The sequence below is a fragment of the Mesorhizobium sp. M0184 genome, from assembly GCF_040322215.1.
Classification (GTDB): domain Bacteria; phylum Pseudomonadota; class Alphaproteobacteria; order Rhizobiales; family Rhizobiaceae; genus Mesorhizobium.
Window position 1 is genome coordinate 1 of the sequence record NZ_JAMYSZ010000030.1, and the last position, 18,574, is coordinate 18,574.

16 protein-coding genes and 1 pseudogene are annotated in these 18,574 nt (G+C 63.3%); 11 read left to right on the forward strand and 6 right to left on the reverse strand.

Annotation, left to right across the window (positions count from 1 at the left end; translation table 11 throughout):
• Window positions 1-5: 5 nt before the first annotated feature.
• Both NKJ23_RS27285 and lepA read right to left on the reverse strand, forming a co-directional pair.
• Entirely contained in the window at window positions 6-653 is a 648-nt protein-coding gene (locus NKJ23_RS27285) for a hypothetical protein (RefSeq protein WP_352683636.1), read from the reverse strand.
• Between the two features lie 257 nt (window positions 654-910).
• Window positions 911-2,716, reverse strand: a complete 1,806-nt coding sequence (lepA, locus tag NKJ23_RS27290) for a translation elongation factor 4 (RefSeq protein WP_352683638.1) — start codon at window positions 2,714-2,716, stop codon at window positions 911-913.
• A gap of 158 nt (window positions 2,717-2,874) precedes the next feature.
• Here lepA and NKJ23_RS27295 point away from each other — a divergent pair, with 158 nt between their 5' ends.
• The 4 genes from NKJ23_RS27295 (at window position 2,875) to msrA (ending at window position 6,207) form a co-directional block, all read left to right on the forward strand.
• Window positions 2,875-3,939, forward strand: a complete 1,065-nt coding sequence (locus NKJ23_RS27295; protein ID WP_352683640.1) for a TadE/TadG family type IV pilus assembly protein — start codon at window positions 2,875-2,877, stop codon at window positions 3,937-3,939.
• A 352-nt stretch (window positions 3,940-4,291) separates the two neighbouring features.
• Window positions 4,292-5,008 (forward strand): DUF1223 domain-containing protein, encoded by a 717-nt coding sequence (locus NKJ23_RS27300; RefSeq protein WP_502898865.1) that lies wholly within the window; start codon window positions 4,292-4,294, stop codon window positions 5,006-5,008.
• A gap of 78 nt (window positions 5,009-5,086) precedes the next feature.
• Window positions 5,087-5,401: a hypothetical protein gene (locus tag NKJ23_RS27305; protein WP_352683642.1), complete on the forward strand. Its 315-nt coding sequence runs from the start codon at window positions 5,087-5,089 to the stop codon at window positions 5,399-5,401.
• Window positions 5,402-5,478: 77 nt separating this feature from the next.
• Window positions 5,479-6,207 carry a peptide-methionine (S)-S-oxide reductase MsrA gene (gene msrA / locus NKJ23_RS27310; RefSeq protein ID WP_352683643.1) on the forward strand — a complete coding sequence of 243 codons (729 nt, stop codon included), beginning with the start codon at window positions 5,479-5,481 and terminating at the stop codon, window positions 6,205-6,207.
• Window positions 6,208-6,403: 196 nt separating this feature from the next.
• Here msrA and NKJ23_RS27315 read toward each other — a convergent pair whose 3' ends face one another.
• From NKJ23_RS27315 to NKJ23_RS27325, 3 genes are all read right to left on the reverse strand, one after another.
• Window positions 6,404-8,938 carry a mechanosensitive ion channel family protein gene (locus NKJ23_RS27315; RefSeq protein WP_352683645.1) on the reverse strand — a complete coding sequence of 845 codons (2,535 nt, stop codon included), beginning with the start codon at window positions 8,936-8,938 and terminating at the stop codon, window positions 6,404-6,406.
• A 102-nt stretch (window positions 8,939-9,040) separates the two neighbouring features.
• Entirely contained in the window at window positions 9,041-10,045 is a 1,005-nt protein-coding gene (locus NKJ23_RS27320; protein ID WP_352683647.1) for a cytochrome d ubiquinol oxidase subunit II, read from the reverse strand.
• A complete protein-coding gene (locus NKJ23_RS27325; protein WP_352683648.1) occupies window positions 10,042-11,415 on the reverse strand; it encodes a cytochrome ubiquinol oxidase subunit I in 1,374 nt (457 codons plus the stop codon). Before NKJ23_RS27325 ends, NKJ23_RS27320 begins: the two co-directional genes overlap by 4 nt.
• A gap of 262 nt (window positions 11,416-11,677) precedes the next feature.
• Between NKJ23_RS27325 and NKJ23_RS27330 the strand changes: the two genes are divergently transcribed.
• The 4 genes from NKJ23_RS27330 (at window position 11,678) to NKJ23_RS27345 (ending at window position 14,715) form a co-directional block, all read left to right on the forward strand.
• Window positions 11,678-12,604 (forward strand): ABC transporter ATP-binding protein, encoded by a 927-nt coding sequence (locus tag NKJ23_RS27330; protein ID WP_352472842.1) that lies wholly within the window; start codon window positions 11,678-11,680, stop codon window positions 12,602-12,604.
• 14 nt (window positions 12,605-12,618) lie between these two features.
• Window positions 12,619-13,380: an ABC transporter permease gene (locus NKJ23_RS27335; RefSeq protein ID WP_352472853.1), complete on the forward strand. Its 762-nt coding sequence runs from the start codon at window positions 12,619-12,621 to the stop codon at window positions 13,378-13,380.
• Window positions 13,381-13,546: 166 nt separating this feature from the next.
• Complete coding sequence (locus tag NKJ23_RS27340; RefSeq protein ID WP_352683649.1) at window positions 13,547-14,038, forward strand: MarR family winged helix-turn-helix transcriptional regulator; 492 nt, start codon at window positions 13,547-13,549, stop codon at window positions 14,036-14,038.
• Window positions 14,035-14,715, forward strand: coding sequence for a GNAT family N-acetyltransferase (locus NKJ23_RS27345; protein WP_352683651.1), 681 nt, complete (start codon window positions 14,035-14,037; stop codon window positions 14,713-14,715). Before NKJ23_RS27340 ends, NKJ23_RS27345 begins: the two co-directional genes overlap by 4 nt.
• 101 nt (window positions 14,716-14,816) lie before the next feature.
• On the opposite strand, the gene NKJ23_RS27350 is transcribed toward NKJ23_RS27345, so the two are convergent.
• Complete coding sequence (locus NKJ23_RS27350; protein ID WP_352683653.1) at window positions 14,817-16,808, reverse strand: PhoX family protein; 1,992 nt, start codon at window positions 16,806-16,808, stop codon at window positions 14,817-14,819.
• A 201-nt stretch (window positions 16,809-17,009) separates the two neighbouring features.
• On the opposite strand from NKJ23_RS27350, the gene NKJ23_RS27355 reads away from it, so the two are divergent.
• From NKJ23_RS27355 to NKJ23_RS34745, 3 genes and pseudogenes are all read left to right on the forward strand, one after another.
• A complete protein-coding gene (locus NKJ23_RS27355) occupies window positions 17,010-17,348 on the forward strand; it encodes a hypothetical protein (protein ID WP_023679017.1) in 339 nt (112 codons plus the stop codon).
• 14 nt (window positions 17,349-17,362) lie between these two features.
• A complete protein-coding gene (locus NKJ23_RS27360) occupies window positions 17,363-18,064 on the forward strand; it encodes a phosphatase PAP2 family protein (RefSeq protein WP_352683655.1) in 702 nt (233 codons plus the stop codon).
• 259 nt (window positions 18,065-18,323) lie between these two features.
• Window positions 18,324-18,571: pseudogene (locus tag NKJ23_RS34745) on the forward strand (sodium-independent anion transporter); the annotation flags it as partial.
• Window positions 18,572-18,574 lie beyond the last annotated feature (3 nt).

Here is an 18,574-nt window from a genome sequence, read left to right on the forward strand (position 1 = left end):
ACCCATCACCTTCCGACACGGATTGCAGCACTTCCTGTCCATCGCCCATGGATGGGCGCTTCGAAATGTGTGAATCGCCTAGCACGAAGTGGGGAGAGGTGGCCGCGAAGCGGCCGGAGAGGGGGCGGTCCGACCGGGCTCAACGCCCGGGCTTCAGCAGCGTCCAGATCCAGCCGATGAATGTGAGCACCAGGAAGGGATATCCGGCGGCGGGCAGCGGCTCCGAGGCTCGGCAGCAACGGCGCGCCCCAGAGGATCAGGCCCGCCGACGCAACAAACAGCAAGGCGGCCACGACAGCCGTGAGCCGCATCCACAGCGCGAAGGTTTTCGGCGCGCTGACCATGATCAGCGCCGCCGCCCAAAGCGAGATACCGCCGACATAGGAGGGCACGCTGGCCTCAAGCCCCGCCGCATTGCCGGAGAGCAGCAGGCTCTCGCCCGCCACGAAGCTCAGAAATCCGGCCGCCACGCAGTCATTGCCCAGCCGCTGATATTTCATCGTCAACAGCGCGGCCGCCACCACCAGCGCCACGCCGTCAATCGTCCAGAGTGTTTCGCGAAGAGCGGCGCTCTCCACGAAGGTACCAGCGAGTCCGAAAGCGCCGCCGATGGCGAGGCCGATCGCGGCGACGAGGTCCAGAGTGGAGCGCATGTGATGTCTCCCCCGAAGCCGCAAGGATACTTCAAGGCGGGACATTCTCCAATGATGGTCCGCTGTCCTGAAGGGTCGCAATGCCGGCGCGTATCCAGCTTGCTAACCTGTCGCACGCTTCTGCCCAATCTCCACCATGCAGCTTCAGCGCCGCGCTGGCGGGGGGCCCGCTGCCTCCGGCAGCTCCCCCGCTTTCGAAGCCTGCCATCGATTCACTGGATCGATGGCTTGGCGCGCTGTGCGCGCCAACCGGCTTCTCAATCCCCCATCTTCAAGGCCTGGATAAACGCTTCCTGCGGGATATCCACTTTGCCGAACTGGCGCATCCGCTTCTTGCCCTCTTTCTGCTTGTCGAGCAGCTTGCGCTTGCGCGAGACGTCGCCGCCGTAGCACTTGGCGGTGACGTCCTTGCGCAGCGCCGAGATGGTCTCGCGGGCGATGACCTTGCCGCCGATCGCCGCCTGGATCGGGATCTTGAACAGATGGTGCGGGATCAGCTCCTTCAGCTTCTCGCACATCTGGCGGCCGCGCTTTTCCGCCGCCGTACGGTGGACCAGCATCGACAGCGCATCGACCGGCTCCTCGTTGACCAGGATCGACATCTTGACCAGGTCGCCTTCCTTGTAGTCGGTGAGGTGATAGTCGAAGGAGGCGTAGCCCTTGGAGATCGACTTCAGCCGGTCGTAGAAGTCGAAGACCACCTCGTTGAGCGGCAGATCGTAGATCAGCATGGCGCGTTTGCCGACATAGGAGAGATCGGCCTGGATGCCGCGCCGGTCCTGGCAGAGCTTCAGGATACCGCCGAGATAGTCGTCGGGGGTGAGGATGGTGGCGCGGATCCATGGCTCCTCGATAGCCGCAATCTTGACGACGTCGGGCATGTCGGCTGGGTTGTGCAGTTCCTTGATCGTGCCATCGTTCAACAGCAGGCGGTAGACGACGCTAGGTGCGGTGGCGATGAGGTCGAGATTGAATTCGCGCTCCAGCCGCTCCTGGATGATTTCGAGATGCAGCAGGCCGAGGAAGCCGCAGCGATAGCCGAAGCCGAGTGCGGCGCTGGTTTCCATTTCAAAGGAGAAGGACGCGTCATTGAGGCGCAGCTTGCCGACAGCGGCGCGCAGATCCTCGAAATCGGCGGCGTCGACCGGGAACAGGCCGCAGAACACCACCGGCTGTGCCGGCTTGAAGCCGGGCAGGGCTTGCGCCGTCGGCCGCTTGTCCTCGGTGATGGTGTCGCCGACGCGGGTGTCGGCAACCTCCTTGATCGAGCCGGTGAAGAAACCGAACTCGCCGGGGCCGAGCTCGTCGACATTGATGCGGGCGGGCGTAAAGACGCCGGTGCGCTCGACCAGGTATCTGGCGCCGGTGCCCATCATGCGGATGGTCTGGCCCTTCTTCAGCACGCCGTCGATGATGCGGACCAGCACGATGACGCCGAGATAGGCGTCGTACCAGCTGTCGACCAGCATCGCCTTCAGCGGGGCCGTGATGTCGCCCTCGCGCGGCGGCGGCAGATCGTTGACGATGGCTTCCAGCACGTCGGGAATGCCAAGCCCGGTCTTGGCCGAGATCAGCACGGCGTTGGAGGCATCGATGCCGATCACCTCCTCGACCTGTTCGCGGATGCGCTCGGGCTCGGCGGCGGGCAGGTCGACCTTGTTCAGCACCACGACGATCTCGTGGTTGTTGTCGATCGCCTGGTAGACATTGGCCAGCGTCTGCGCCTCGACGCCTTGCGAGGCGTCGACGACCAGCAGCGAACCTTCGCAGGCGGCGAGCGAGCGCGACACTTCATAGGCGAAGTCGACATGGCCGGGCGTGTCGATCAGGTTGAGGACATAATCCTGTCCATTGTTGGCGCGGTATTTCAGCCGCACCGTCTGCGCCTTGATGGTGATGCCGCGCTCGCGCTCGATGTCCATCGAGTCCAGCACCTGCTCCTTCATGTCGCGCAGCTCCAGCCCGCCGGTCGACTGGATCAGCCGGTCGGCAAGCGTGGATTTGCCATGGTCGATATGGGCAACGATGGAGAAGTTGCGGATGTTTTTGATCGGCGTGGTCATGCGGCGCGCTTTAGCAGGGGCACGCTACATCGGCAAGCGGCGGGGCGCGGGTGCGGCGGCGGGGCGGCAAAGTCGTTAAACTTTGATCCATGAGATTAGAGCATAGTTCGCGCCCGGCGTGGTAGCCACCGGTCTATCGCCGTTTCGGGGGGATCGGAATGCCGTTGTCAGCACGCAAATTTCTCAAATCGGTGAGCGGCTCGTTCGCGCCATTGCTCGCCATCTTGCTTATCCCGATGGTTGCCGCATTGGGTTTTTCCATCGACTATACCTCTGCGGTTTCAACCAGGGCATCGATGCAGAACGCCCTCGATGCAGCGTCGCTGTCGATCACGACGCTTGCGACGGACACCTCACTGGCGGACCGCCAGGTAAAACTGCAGGAGGCATACCTGGCCAATGGCGGGCAAGGCACGGCCAAGCTCGACAGCTTCGTCGTCGCCCCCGACGGCGCCGCCAGCATCAAGGCTTCGGCCGGCTTTGCCATGCCGACGAATTTCATGCAGATCGCCAGGATCAACACGGTGCAGGTCGGCGTTGCGTCGGCAGTGACAAAGCGGCCGGCATTGGTGCAAGCCACGTTCAAGGTGACCAAGATCTCGGGCTGGTGGGGCAAGACAATGACGCTCTACGGCACCAAATTCGGGGACACGGTGGCCAACAAGCTGATGAAGATCACCTACACATACAACGGTTATGGCGATCCGAAAGGCTATGGCACGGCGACCGTCTCCACCATCAACGGAGCGACGATCACTATGGTCCAACAGCAGGTGTGTACGACCACCACGGTGCTCAGCTTCTACGGCTTGCCTAGCACCACGATCGTCCAGACCGACTCATACGGCAGGAAATACGCGACCACCTGTGTCAACACAATGTATCCCGCGACCGGTGCCGGCGCGGTGATCGACGTCAGCCAGATGGACCAGCTATATCTGCAGATGGATGTCCCGTCAGGCAATCCAACGGTGCTCAAATCGAACGATCCGGCAACATCGAACCGCCTCTACGCGAACGGCGTCGAGATCGCCAGTGGCCAAACGGTCGATATCTTTACGCTGGTGCCGTGCGGCCAGACCAGCACACAAGCGTGGGAAGACGGGGGATCGTCGGTACCGACATCTCCGACCATCACCGATTCCAACGCGGACTTTTTCTACACAGTAACCGGCAAGTGCGCCTTCAATCAGCGGGCATCGGAAACGCTGTTGACACAATAGGCCGCCGCAGCTGAGTGCGAGGGCATATCGGCCCGCTTAGGCTGCCCGTCCATCACACCGCCGCCCGGTCACACCGGGTGGCGTGTTGGTTGCGAGCGACCGTCTTCCCTTCGCCCCCCTGTGGGAGAAGGTGGCCGAGCGAAGCTCGGTCGGATGAGGGGTGTTCCAGGGAACGCCAACGCCTCATTTCTTCCAGCACCCCTCAACCGTCTCGGCGCTTCGCGCCGATCCACCTTCTCCCACAAGGGGAGAAGGGAGAGCTGCGGACGATCACGAAGCGGTGATGATGTAACGAACCGTGTGTCGGCGGCGAAGTGTGGACATGACACGATGTCTGCGCAGGAGAAATGCGATGCCCGGATCGACAGCGAAACGCAGCACAGCCCTGATGGGGCTCGCCGCGGCACTGTTTTCCGCGACTGTGCTGTCGGCAACCAGCGCGGCCGCCGGACAGACGCTGACCGTCGTAGAGCTGTTCACCAGCCAGGGCTGCTCGTCCTGCCCGCCGGCCAACGCCAATCTGATCAAGGTCAAGGACCGGCCCGGCGTGCTGGCGCTGTCCTTCAACGTCACCTACTGGGACTATCTCGGCTGGAAGGACACATTCGGCAAAGAAGAATTCACGCAGCGCCAGGTCCGCTATGAACCGTCGCTCGGCCGTTCCGGCCCGTTCACGCCGCAAGTGGTGGTCAATGGCAGGGCCGATGCCGTCGGCGCCAGGCCGGGCGAGATCGAGCAGCTGATTTCGAGCGGCGGCCACGGTGACGGACCTTCGCTGTCGCTCGCCGGCGGAAAGGTCAGCATCGGCGCCGGTCCGGTGCCCGGCGGCAAGGCCGACGTCTGGCTGGTGCGTTACGGCAAGGGCATCGTCGAGGTGCCGGTGGCGCGCGGCGAAAACACCGGCCGCACGCTGCCGCACGCCAATGTCGTGCATTCGCTGACCAGGCTGGGCAGTTGGACCGGCGACGCCACCGCACTGCCGCTGCCGGCGGCGACGGGCGGCCTCAGCACAGCGGTGCTGGTGCAGGTGCCGGGCGGCGGGCCGATCCTTGCTGCCGCTACCAACTAGAAACCCTGCCGAAATTTTCACAACGCGCAGCGGCGCCGCCGCATGCGATCAACCCTGCCAGAACCCTAGGAGATCATCATGACCAATCGTTTGACCAATCGCCCGACCCTGGCGGCACTCGCCTTCGCACTTTGCTCGACGGCGCTGTTCGCCGGAGGCCCGGCGCGGGCCGAAGATGCGATGAAGCCGGCGATGGCGACAAACGCCATGAAGCCGGCAACGGACGCCATGAAGCCGGCCGGCGCCATGGCGGCTGACGCGATGGCCACGACTGCGATGAAGGCGGACGATCCGATGAAGGTCGACTGCATGAACAAGGCCGCCGCCGAGACGGACGCCATGAAGAAGACAGAGGCGACCAAGGCCTGCGATGCCATGGCTCCGGCCAAATAGGCGATGCGCACAGCAATGTGAGAGCCCGGCGGACCTATCCGTCGTATAATCCAAACCAGCATCATGGGAGATCAGACATGACCGGAGTCGTGAAACGATCGTCGATTTTCGCAAAAGCAGCACTTGCCGCGCTCATCCTCACGGCCGCCGCGGCCGTATTCTGGCAGACGCCGGCAGTCTCGGCCGAAGACGCGGTGGTGATCCCGCCGCCGGCAATGGACGAGAAGGCCACCGCCGGCACCGAAAAGGCGGTCTTCGCCGGCGGCTGCTTCTGGGGTGTGCAAGGCGTGTACCAGCACGTCAAGGGCGTCACCAGCGCCGTTTCCGGCTATGCCGGCGGCGACAAGGACACGGCCGTCTATGAAATGGTCGGCACCAGCCGGACGGGCCATGCCGAATCCGTCGAGATCACCTACGAGCCGTCCAAGGTGACCTACGGCCATCTGCTGCAGGTGTATTTCTCGGTGGCGCACAACCCGACGCAATTGAACTACCAGGGTCCGGACAGCGGCACCCAGTACCGTTCGACGATCTTTGCCGAAAACGACACGCAGAAAAAGATCGCCGAAAGCTACATCGCCCAGCTCGACAAGGCCAAGGTGTTTCCCAAGCCGATCGTGACGACGCTGGAGACCGGCAAGACCTTCTATCCGGCCGAGGACTATCACCAGGACTTTCTGACGCTCAACCCGACCTACCCCTATATCGTCTACAACGATTTGCCCAAGGTCGAGAACCTGAAGCGGCTGTTCCCCAACCTCTACCGCGAAAAGCCGGTGCTGGTGCTGGCCGCCAACAAGAGCTGAGCTTTTGGGGCCTGCTGATCTCCCCCCTTGAGGGGGAGATGGCCGGCAGGCCAGAGGGGGTCGGTTCGGTTGGCGCGACGCGGTCCGGCATATCGAGGAAGACGAAGTTGGCACTCCACGCGCGGCGACCCCCCTCTGTCGCTTTCAGCGACATCTCCCCCTCAAGGGGGGAGATCAGCAGTTTCCGCGCTTCGCACTAGTCCCCCTTTTTCCAAGGCAGGCTCCAGCGCACCTTCTCCAGCGTCGCCTTTGCCTCGGCCGAGTCCGGATCGGGCTCTGTCTCGCGATAATGCGCCGAGCCCTCAGGCGGGTAGGCAAGTGTGTTGTTGAGGGCGAATTTGTCGATCTGGCTGAAGTCGGGGAAAGGCAGGTTTTCCGTCTCGCGCCAATCGCTGACCCTTTTCTCCGCGGCGATGCGTTTTTCGTCGTCGACCGGAAGGTCGGTGGCTCTGTATTCCAGTGACGAAGGGAAGGCGAACTGCGCGCCGGCATCGTCCATGATGTTGATCATGGACAGCAGGATGTCCTCGCGGATGGCTTGGAACTCGGCCACGTCGGCGGTTTTGACGTAGGTGAACACGTCGATGTCGAGCGAATAGGCGCCAAAGCCGGCAAAGCGCACTCGGCACGGCTCATCGATGACGCGCGGATGGGCAATCAGCAGCTTGCGCAGCTCGGCCAGGACGTAACGTAGCTGATCGGGCGTCGTTTCGTAGCGCAGCTGCAGCGTCGTCGCGAACCGGGTGCGGTCGCGATGCGCGTAGTTCTCGATCTGCATGCCGGCGAAATCCGAGTTTGGCACCGAGATGATCGTGCGGTCGAGCGACCGGATGCGGGTGGAGCGCATGCCGATATGCTCGATCGTGCCGGACTGGTCGCCGAACTTGCAGAAGTCGCCGACGCTGACCGGCCGATCGGCATAGAGCGTCAGGCCGGAGAGGAAGTTCTGCAGCGTCGGCTGCGCGGCCAGCGCCACCGCCAGACCGCCGATACCGAGACCGGCAATGACGCCTTCGTAGGGGATGGCGAGCACTTCGGCCAGCAGCAGGAAGGCGACGACCAGCACGGCGACGCGCGCCACGCCGGTGGACAGCGAAATCAGCGTGTCGTGATAGCCGGGCACCTGCCACAGTCCACGGTAATGGTCGGCGACCTTGCCGATCAGGTGCCAGACCACCGGCACGGCGCCAATCACGACCAGGCTCCAGGCGATTGCCTTGACCGGGGCGGCGACCACTTGCGGCAGACCGAGCGGGCGCAGCGTCAACAGCAGGAAGAAGCCAAGCACGATCGAGCGCACCGCCCATTCGACAATGCGGAAGAAGGCCGGGCTGTCCGTCCTTCGCACAAACAAGTAAATCAGCGCATTGGCGATGAAGCCGAAGATGATGCCGGCCAGTGCGGCAAGGCCGAGCATCGACCATTGCCAGCGCTCCATCGGGCCGGCGCGGGTGAGCAGGCCGGGGCTGATCTCGCGGGCGAGGCCACGGGCGATGAAGAACGGGTCGGTGCTGGCGAAGGCGGCGAATTCCGGGGCCACCGGCACGTCTTCGACATCGGCGTAGAGCGCGCGGATGTGGGCGAGCGTCTCGGGCGTGAACTGCCAGATCTTGCCCTTCTCAGTCTCGACCGGGCCGATGACGATGTTGCCGGCGGCATGCTCGAAATAGACGAAGGGGGTGTTGCTCTTCGGATCGTCGGGGATCTCCTGCCAATAGACGTAGCCGATGCGGTCGATGACCTTTTTGAGATAGCGCTCGAGCAGGAACGCCTCGTCGCCACGCACCGCCTGACTGTAGTTGCGCAGGTCGAGCGCCGCCTGGGCCGGGTCGCCGGCTTCGGTGAGGCCGCTCAACAGCACCTTGAACGTGTCGCGCGGCGAGGCGAGCCTGCTCGGATCGTCGACCATGTCGACGGCTTCGCCACGCGCTTCCTGGAATTCGGCGAGCTTGGCCTGGAGCTGGGCAAGTGGCGGCCCGACGATGAACCAGCCGCCATTCTTGCGACGAAAAGTGACGGCGAAGGAGATCCTGGTGCCGTATTGCGGCAGCGTCGCCGTCACCTCGTCTCCGGAAATCGCATCATGCGGCAGGCTCCACAGACGGAACGTCGCGTTGTCGATGACGGTGAACAGAAGCTTGGTGTAATCGGGCATGTTGAGGCCGCCGCGGTCGGCCTCGGTGACGTCGACGAGACCCGCTGCCAGACCGGCAAGACCCATGCCGCCGCCGGTGGCGCGCGGCACGTTGTCGGCGCCGCTCTCGTTCATCGTCTGCAGGAACGAGCGCATGGTGCTCATCGGGCTCGACTGGTCGACACGGACATCCTCGACGGCGCTGACGCGCACGCCTGTCCACCATTCGGCGGTGGCGGCATCGAAGCGGCCCATGAAGCTGCCGCCGTCAGGCGATTGGACGAAGGTGAAGGCGCCCTGGCGGTCGCCTTCGAACCAGTGGCCGACAAGCTTGTCGCCTTCGGCCTTGGCCTCGATACGGCCGTTATAAAGCGGGTACACGCCCTTTACGTCAGTGCCCGTCTGCTCGAACTTGATCTGGGCGCCGCCGCCGCGCCACTTCGTGTCCCACACGCCCGTCCAGTTGGCCGCGTCCTGGGCATGCGCCTGCGGCATGGACGGCAGCAGGCCAGCAAGCGCGAGTGCGCCGATCAGCGCGACCGTCCGGATCAGCAAAAGCAGCAGCCGATCCTGTCCTGCCGCAGAAAAGGGGGTCATTCTGTTGCCCTTCTTCTTGCCGGCGATTCTGCTGGGCCGGCCAGAGAAGGTTATTCCGCTTGAAGATGAATATTCTGTTTCAGGCTGCGACGGCGATGCCGGTCAGTCATAGGTCAGATCCGTCGCCTTGCCGGCGAACACCCGGTAGGCAAAGAACGAATAGAAGATGATGATCGGCAGCACGACGACCGTCCCGACCAGGATGACGGCCAGGCTTTCGGGTGCCGAAGCAGCCTGCCAGATGGTCAGCCGGTCGGGAACCACGAAGGGGTAGAACGACCAGGCGAGGCCGGCAAAGCCGAGCGTGAAGATCGCGGCCAATGTCAGGAACGGGAGCAGCGCGTGGCGGTCGCCGGGTTTCGGTAGATGGAAGGTCTGGCGCCACAGCCACAGGAACAGCACTGCCGACAGGATCGGCAGTGGCGACAAATAGAGCATGGCCGGCCAGACGAACCATTTGTCGAAGATGCGCGCGCTGGCAAAGGGCGTGGCCAGCGATACCGCGACCATGCCGAGCGCGGTCAGCACCAACGCCGTGCGCAGCCACAGCACCGCCTTCTTCTGCAGATCGCCTTCGGTCTTATAGATGACCCAGGCCGCTCCCATCGCCGTGTAGGCCGCGGCAAGGCAGAGCGCCACCAGCGCGCCGAAAGCGACGCCGCCAGGGCCGACGTCGAGGCCGAGCACATAGACGCCGAGCATATAACCTTGCGCCAGCGACGCGATGACCGAGCCGAGGAAAAAGATGCGGTTCCAGCGGTGCTTCCTGCCGGCCGGCACCTTGGCGCGGAAATCAAATGCGACGCCGCGCAGGATCAAGCCGACCAGCAGCACGAAGACCGGAATGTAGAGCGCCGTCAGGATGGTGCCGTGCGCCAATGGAAAGGCGACCAGCAGCAGGCCGACCGCCAGCACCAGCCAGGTCTCGTTGGCGTCCCAGAACGGGCCGATGGCGGCGATCATCGTATCCTGTTCGGTGTCTTCGGCTGCGGCGAACAGGATGCCGATGCCGAGATCGAAGCCGTCGAGGATGACGTAGATCAGGATGGCGAGGCCCATCAGCCCGGCGAAGATCAGAGGCAGCAGGGTCGGCCAGTCGACGCTCATGATGTTTCTCCTGGTTGCGCAACCGGCTGCGACAGCGGCCTGTTCATGACGCCCGGTAGCGGCGAGGTGTCACCATCCTTCGCCGCCTTCAATGCCAGATGCACCAACACGCCGAGATAGGCGATCAAGAGCAGCACGTAGAGGATGAGATAGACCGCGAGCGACAGCGCGACATGGCTGCCGGCGACCGGCCCGACAGCATCGGCGGTACGCAGCACGCCGGTGACCAGCCAGGGCTGGCGGCCGATCTCGGTGGTGTACCAGCCGGCCAGCGTCGCCAGCCAGCCGGACAGCGCCATCGGCACCATGACAAGCGCCAGCGGCTTGGGCAGGCCGTGGCGGCGCTTGAGGAAGAAGGCCGCCGACCAGGAGACGGCGAGCATCAGGAGGCCGGTGCCGACCATGATGCGAAAGCCCCAGAACACCGGAAATACCGGCGGATGGTTGCCGGCATAATCGTTCAGACCCGGCACGATGCCGCCGGCGCTGTGCCTGAGGATGAGGCTGGCGCCATCCGGAATGGTGAGCTCGAACTTGTTCTCCTTGGCCGCTTCATCGGGAAGAGCAAACAGCACCAACGGCACGTTGGGACCGGTGTTCCAGTTGGCTTCCATGGCGGCGATCTTCTGCGGCTGGTGTTCCAGCGTGTTGAGGCCGTGCTGGTCGCCGGCAAAGATCTGGATGGGAATCAGGATAGCGGCGGTGAAGACGCCGGTGCGCAAGGCCTTCCACATCGATTCCGAGCGATCGCCGTAGAGATAGCGCAGCGCCGACAGGCCGGCGATCAGGAACGAGACGGTCAGCCCCGAAGCAAGCAGCATATGGACGAGCCGGTAGGGCATGGACGGGTTGAAGACAACGGCCCACCAGTCGGTGGCATGCGCAACACCATCGCGCATCTCGAAACCGGCCGGTGTCTGCATCCACGAATTGAGCGCGATGATCCAGAAGGCGGACAAGGTGGTGCCGCCGGCCACCAGCACCGTCGCCAGTGTATGGACACGGTTCGAGACGCGGCGGAAGCCGAACAGCATGATGCCGAGGAACGCCGCCTCGAGGAAGAAGGCGGTCAGGATTTCGTAGGCCAGCAGCGGGCCGGCAATGTTGCCGACCGTCTCCATATAGCCCGGCCAGTTGGTGCCGAACTGAAAACTCATGGTGACGCCGGAAACCACGCCCATGGCGAAGGACAGCGCGAATACCTTAACCCAGGTGAAATACGCGCGCATCCAGGCGGAATCGTTTGTCGCGTTGTAGCGGAGCTTGAAGAACAGCAGCACCCAGCCGAGCGCGATGGTGATCGCCGGGAACAGGATGTGGAACGAGATGTTCGCGCCGAACTGTATGCGCGACAGAATGAGCGGGTCCATGGCGGCTCCGGCTGCTGCTTGTTTGTTGAAGGATAGGCTTGATGCACCGGACGGTCAAAGCGGCGTCCCGCCGCGAGGCGGAACGCCGCAGTGCGGTTAATCTGCTTTTGCGTGGAATTTGGCTGGACGACCGGGCAGGTGTTGCCTATTCCGGCGAACCTCGATGTCCAGAACTGTCGGGAGCGCCATTGACATCCGGATTTGCGGACCGACATTCAGCGGATTAAATCAACAACTCTGTTTCAAGCAGTCGTTTTCAGCCATGCAGCCGATCATCTCGATTTCCGGGGTCACCAAGACCTACGCCACCGGCTTCAAGGCGCTGAAGGAGATCAATCTCGACATCGTGCGCGGCGAGATCTTTGCGCTGCTCGGGCCGAATGGCGCCGGCAAGACAACGCTGATCTCGATCGTCTGCGGCATCGTCAACCGCTCGTCGGGTTCCGTCACCGTCGACGGCCATGACATCAACCGCGACTACCGCGCCGCGCGCAGTCTGATCGGGCTGGTGCCGCAGGAACTGACCATCGACGCCTTCGAGAGCGTGTGGGCGACGGTCAACTACAGCCGCGGCCTGTTCGGCAAGCCGGCGGACAAGGCGTTCGTCGAAAAGGTGCTGCGCGACCTGTCGCTCTGGGACAAGAAGGACGCCAAGGCGATCACGCTGTCCGGCGGCATGAAGCGCCGGCTGATGATTGCCAAGGCGCTGTCGCACGAACCGCGCATCCTGTTCCTCGACGAACCGACGGCAGGCGTCGACGTCGAGCTGCGCCAGGACATGTGGGCGATGGTGCGCCGGCTGCGCGAAGACGGCGTCACCATCATCCTGACCACGCATTACATCGAAGAAGCCGAGGCGATGGCCGACCGCGTCGGCGTCATCAACCGCGGCGAGATCGTGCTGGTGGAGGACAAGGCCGAGCTGATGCGCAAGCTTGGCCGCAAACGGCTTGTGCTGGAACTGCGCAGTCCCCTGGCCACCGTTCCCGATGCTTTTTCGCACTACGCGCTGGAGCTTTCGCCGGATGGCGGACAGCTGACCTATACTTATGACAACCAGAGCGAACGGCCGGGCGTCGCCTCGCTGATCCGCGAGCTCGAGGCGGCCGGCATCCAGTTCCGCGACATCGATACCGAAAACAGCTCGCTCGAGGAGATCTTCGTCAATCTGGTGAGGAAACCGGCATGAACCTGCGCGCGGCCATGAATCTTCATGCGGTATGGGCGATCTATCGGGTGGAGATGGCGCGCGCCCTTCGCACTGTGCTGCAGAGCATCGTTTCGCCGGTGATTTCGACGTCGCTCTATTTCGTCGTCTTCGGTTCGGCCATCGGCTCGCGCATCACCGAGATCGACGGCATCAGCTACGGCGCCTTCATCGTACCGGGGCTGATCATGCTGTCGCTGCTGACGCAATCGATCTCCAACGCCTCTTTCGCCATCTATTTTCCGAAATTCGTCGGCTCGATCTACGAATTGCTGTCCGCGCCGGTGTCCTATCTGGAGATCGTCATCGCCTATGTCGGGGGCGCGGCGACAAAGTCGATCGTGCTTGGCCTGATCATCCTGGCGACGGCCTCCCTGTTCGTGCCGCTGACGATCGAGCATCCGTTCTGGATGCTCGCCTTCCTGGTGCTGACGGCGGTGACCTTCAGCCTGTTCGGCTTTATCATCGGCATCTGGGCGAAGAGCTTCGAGCAGCTGCAGCTGGTGCCGCTGCTGATCATCACGCCGCTGACCTTCCTCGGCGGCAGCTTCTATTCGATCAACATGCTGCCCGGCATCTGGCGCACGGTGACGCTGTTCAACCCGGTGGTCTACCTGGTCAGTGGGTTCCGCTGGAGCTTCTACGGCAAGTCCGACGTTTCGGTCGGCGTCAGCCTCGGCATGACGGTGGTCTTCCTGCTCATCTGCATAACGATCGTCGCCTGGATCTTCAGGACCGGCTACCGGCTGCGCAACTGATCGAACGGGCCTCGTCCAGGCGAAGCAGCCTGACCGATCGACCTTTCCTTGCCGAAGGCGATAGGCCTGCGCCCGATGCCTGGAGCCCGCGCTTGAATGCCTCGATCTTGCTTTTCATGCATTGTTATATATCATGTTATCGATGTTCATGGGGATGAATTGGCCTATGGAAGACGTCATACGATCGCTTGGCTTTCTGTGCCTGGGCAGCAGGCTGAAGCGTATAGGCGAGCAACTGCAAGCGGAGGCGCAGCGCCTGCTCGACAGGCTGGATGTCCCGGTTCAGGCGAGCCAATACCCGCTGCTGGCCGCGCTCGACAGGCTGGGTCCGCTGTCGGTCGGGGAACTGGCGCAATCCCTTGGCATCGCGCAGCCAGGCGTAACGCGAAGCGTCTCGCTTCTGGCCGCATTGGGACTGCTCGAAGTCAGTCCGTCGACCGATGACCAGCGGCGCAGGATCGTCTCGCTTACTCGGGACGGGCGGCGGCTGGTCGATGTCGCAAAGCGCGACGTCTGGCCTTGCATCGAGAACGTGGTCGCGGATTTGTGCGCAGGTTTTTCGGGGCCGCTTCTTGAGCAGCTGGCTGCCATCGAGGACGGCCTCGCCGCTGCCCCTCTCGACCGTCGTGTAAATAAGCCTGAGGGTGCCGCGCAATGAGACATCTGCTCGACCGCCCTATCTGGAGCGCGCTTCAGACGCGACATCGGGCCTTCGCGGAGGGTGACAACCTCGCCATGCGATATCGGCCGTCGATCGTCCCTTTCGCCGCCACTGGTGCGGACGACCCGGAAAGCCTGCGGGCGCTCGAAAACCTTGTCCCCCCGGGCGAGAGTGTGATCCTGCTTCAAGCGGACGCGATTGCTCTGCCCACGGGGCTTTCCGCGACTTCGACCGCAGCCGGGGTTCAGATGATCGCCGAGCAGCCATTGCAGATCGTCTCCGACCCGCGCGTGCATCGTCTGACCCGAGACGATGCTGCTGAGATGCTCGCCCTGGCATTGCTCACCAAGCCTGGCCCATTCACGCTCGAAGCCTTGAGCCTGGGCGATTTTTGGGGTGTGAAGATCGAGGGCAGGCTTGCGGCAATGGCCGGCGAGCGCATGAAGCGACCTGGCTATACTGAACTCAGCGGGGTGTGCTCACATCCGGAATTTCGCGGCGGTGGCCTAGGAAAGCTGCTGTCCCTATTCGTGGCAAACCGGATAGTGGCGCGCGGCGAAGTTCCCTATCTCCACGCCTATGCCAGCAACGCCGCGGCCATAGCGTTATACGAGTCCATCGGCTTCAGGTTGCGAAGCACAATGAATGTGGCCGTGGTTCAGCGCACCGAATGATTAGTCGGCGCATGATGCGCAGCATGGATGCATCCCGTATCGGAAGGAAGGATTTCGTACCGCCGAAATCCTTCCTTGAGACTGCAAGACCTTGCTGCGTGTCAGACCGCGATCTTGCCGCCGCCTTGCCTGGTGATGGCAACGACCGCCGGGCGCACCGGCATGTCCGGCTTGAAGTCGGGCCAGCGCGTCGACAAATCCTCATAGTAGGACGGACGGCCGAAAGCCTCCCAGTCCTCGCCGCCGTCGCCCGGATGCTGGACCGCAACGAAGGCGGTCTGGTCGTCCGGCGCAAACAGGGGACCGCACATTTCGGCGCCGATCGGCACGCGGAAGAACAGCTTTGATGTCGCCCGTGCCGTCCCCTCCGTATCGACAGCCCACAAACCATCGGTGCGGCCGGTGGCTTTCGGGCCTTGGCCGTCGGTGGCGACCCAGAGGCGGCCAGCCGTATCTACCGTGCAATTGTCCGGCATGCCGAACCAGCCATTGGCGGTGGTTGCGGTCGAGAAGGTGGCGCCGACGTCGGCCACAGCGGGATCGCCGCATTTCAGCAGGATTTCCCACCTGCCCTTTGTCGCGGTGAAATCACCGCCGTCCTCGACGATCTCGATGATGTGGCCAAAGGCATTTTCGGCACGCGGGTTGGCAGCGTCGACCTGGTCGGCCTTGCGCTTCGAATTGTTGGTCAGCATGACATAGACCTTGCCGTTGGCGGCATTGGGCTGGATGTCTTCCGGGCGGTCCATCTTGGTGGCGCCGAGCAGGTCGGCGGCGCGGCGCGTCTCGATCAGCACGTCGGCCTGGCTGGCAAAGCCGTTCTCCGCCGTCAGCGGCCCTTGGCCGAAGACGATCGGCAGCCATTCGACCGAACCGTCGTCGGCAAACTTGGCGACATGCAAGGTGCCGTCGTCGAGCAAATCCATGTTGGCGGCGCGGTTGTCCGGATCGAACTTGCCTGTGGCGACGAACTTATAGACATAGTCGAAGCGCTCGTCGTCGCCGAGATAGAAGACGACACGGCCATCCTGGGCGACGATCGATTCGGCGCCCTCATGCTTCAAGCGGCCCATGGCGGTGCGCTTCCTCGGCACCGAAGTCGGATCCTGGACGTCGACCTCGACGATCCAGCCGAAGCGGTTCGGCTCGTTAGGCTCCTTGCCGATGTCGAAACGGTCGTAATGCGCTGCCCATTCATAGGCACCTTCGGGAATGCCGAGGCGCTTGTAATTGGCCGCCTCCTTGTGGCCCTGCGGCAGCTCGCCCGAGAAATAGCCGTGGATGTTCTCCTCGGCCATGACATAGGTGCCCCACGGCGTGACGCCGCCGGCGCAATTGTTGATGGTGCCGATGACCTTCGTGCCGGTCGGATCGGCGCTGGTCTTGACGCGGTCGTGGCCGGCGACCGGGCCGGAGAGCGCGATCTCGGTGTTGGAGGTGATGCGGCGGTTGAGCTTGCCGTCGCGAACGACCTGCCATTTGCCTGATACCTTGCGTATCTCGACGATAGTGCCGCCATGCGCGGCCATCTCGACATCGACTTGCTCCTTGCTGAGGGGCGCCTGCTTGGCTTTGCCATCGACGATGGTGACGAGGCCCGGAAACATCAGGTGCGGATTGGTGTATTCGTGATTGACGACCAGCAGGCCGTGCTCGGCCGAGCCGTCGATCGGGATATAACCGACATAGTCGTTGTTGTAGCCGAATTGTCTGGCCTGGGCTTCCGCCGACTGTTTTGTCGGATCGAATCCCGGCGAATCGGCGAACAGCGGATCGCCCCAGCGCAGCAGCACGTCGGCGTCATAGCCAGGTGCGACGTGATGCTTGTCGTCGATGCCGGCCTCGAGCTCGTCGAAAGCGAAGGCGGAGCCTTCGGCGGCGCGGGCGTTGTCGGAGGTGATCAGCGCCAGCGGGCTGACGGTAGCGGCTATGGCCGAGACGGCAAGCGAACCCTTGAGGAAGCCGCGGCGTGAGAACCGCGCGGCGATGATCTCACCCATGGTGCGGTTGCCGGTGAGATTGGCTCCTGGCCCATCGTTTTCCTCGAGCAGGCTGGTGCGGAAATGGGCGTCAGGGGTGCGATGTTCGGTCATAGGGCCTGCCTCTGGCTGGATGGATTGCTGGAGCGTGTTGCCTGGCCAATCCGGTATTACCGGCAGGTCACAGTTTGATGACATGCCGGCTAAATTGCCACCTGCGATTTCGTATCCAACATCGGCCCCGCTTGACCGCGACCGGCGCTTCGGAAACAAGAGCTGCGGCAGGCGGTAGGGACCGCATCGGGAGGAACAAAAGTGAGTTTCTGGGGACTTGGGCAGCTCTGCGTCTCGACGGTGATCTTCCTGCTGGCGGCGATGGCCGCAAAACAGTGGGGGCTGGCGCCGAGCCTCGGCAAGATCGTGCTGACGTTGGCGCTCTACTCGCTGGGCAATCTGATCATGCTGAGGCTGATCCGTGAATTCGGCATGTCGGTGTCGTTCAGCCTGTCGGCGGTGATCCAGCTGGTGTCGGTGAATGTGGTGGCGCTGGTCTTCTTCGGCGAGCGCGTCAATGCCTTGCAGGCAACCGGCATCGTGCTTGCCATCGCAGCTGTGGCGCTGATCACGCTCGGGCCCTATCTGCAAAGGCTGTAACTGCGATCGGGCCGATGAAGAAGATTGCAAGCAGACTGCCCAACTGGCTGGAGTTCCCGGTTCTGCTGGCCGGGCTGGTCATTGCCGGCGGGCTGTGGGGGTTCGAGGAGCTGATGGAGCTGGCGCGGGCCACCACGCCGCATGCCTTCGACACCGAAATCCTGCTTGCCTTCCGCAAGGCCGGCCAGCCCGACAATCCGATCGGACCGGCGTGGCTGGAAGGGACGATGCGCGACATCACCAGCCTCGGCAGCGCCAGCGTACTGCTGCTGATCACGGCAGCAATGATCGTCTATCTGCTTCTTATCCGCAGGCCAGGCGCGGCGCTTCTCATGTTCGTCGCGGTAGCGGGCGGCCAGCTCCTGTCAAGCGTGCTGAAATTCGATATCGACCGGCCGCGCCCTGATCTGGTCTCGCATCTCGCCGATGTGGCATCGCTTTCGTTTCCGAGCGGCCACGCCATGCTATCGGCGGTGACGTATTTGACGCTGGGCAGCATGGCGGCGCGGTTTTTGCCCGGGCGCACAACGAAAATCTATGTACTCGGGCTGGCGGTGCTGACGACGGTGGTGGTCGGCATCAGCCGCATCTATCTCGGCGTCCACTGGCCGTCCGACGTATTGGCCGGCTGGTGCGCCGGCTTTGCCTGGGCGATGCTGTGCTGGCTTGCGGCACGGTTCCTGCAGCGATGGCTTGGGCGGGCCGACGGCACCTGACTCAAATCAGCCTGTTGATCAGGCCATGACCGCAGCCTGCCAGCAGGAAAACCATCGACAGCAAGGCTGTCGAGGTCGCCAACGCTTTGAATATCTTCACCCGCTCATCCTTTTGAAGTCGTGCCTGTGCAATCGGGATCGCAGTGGATGTCCCGCCAAACGATGCCGAGGTTTGTAGCATGACAGCGCATCGGCTGGCAAAGAGTGCTGCATGTTTGGAGGCAGACCATCAATCCTTGGTACAGGAAGACGTCGCCGACCACGCCAGCGCAGGAACTTCATCCTCGACTGTTCGGCGGTGCCGATCTTCGATTCGACGGCAGCCAATGTCATCGGGGGCGCGGCCCACAAGCGAGCCGCGCCGGCGTTCGCTTCATTATATCAGGCGCTTCAGCCCAGGATACGCCGCATGCTGATCAACCACGGCGTCAAGCGGCCGCTGGTGACTTACGCGCCTCGACCACGGATGCGCGGGCGCAGCTGAGGAGAGCCGCGCCCGTCGCCTGAGCT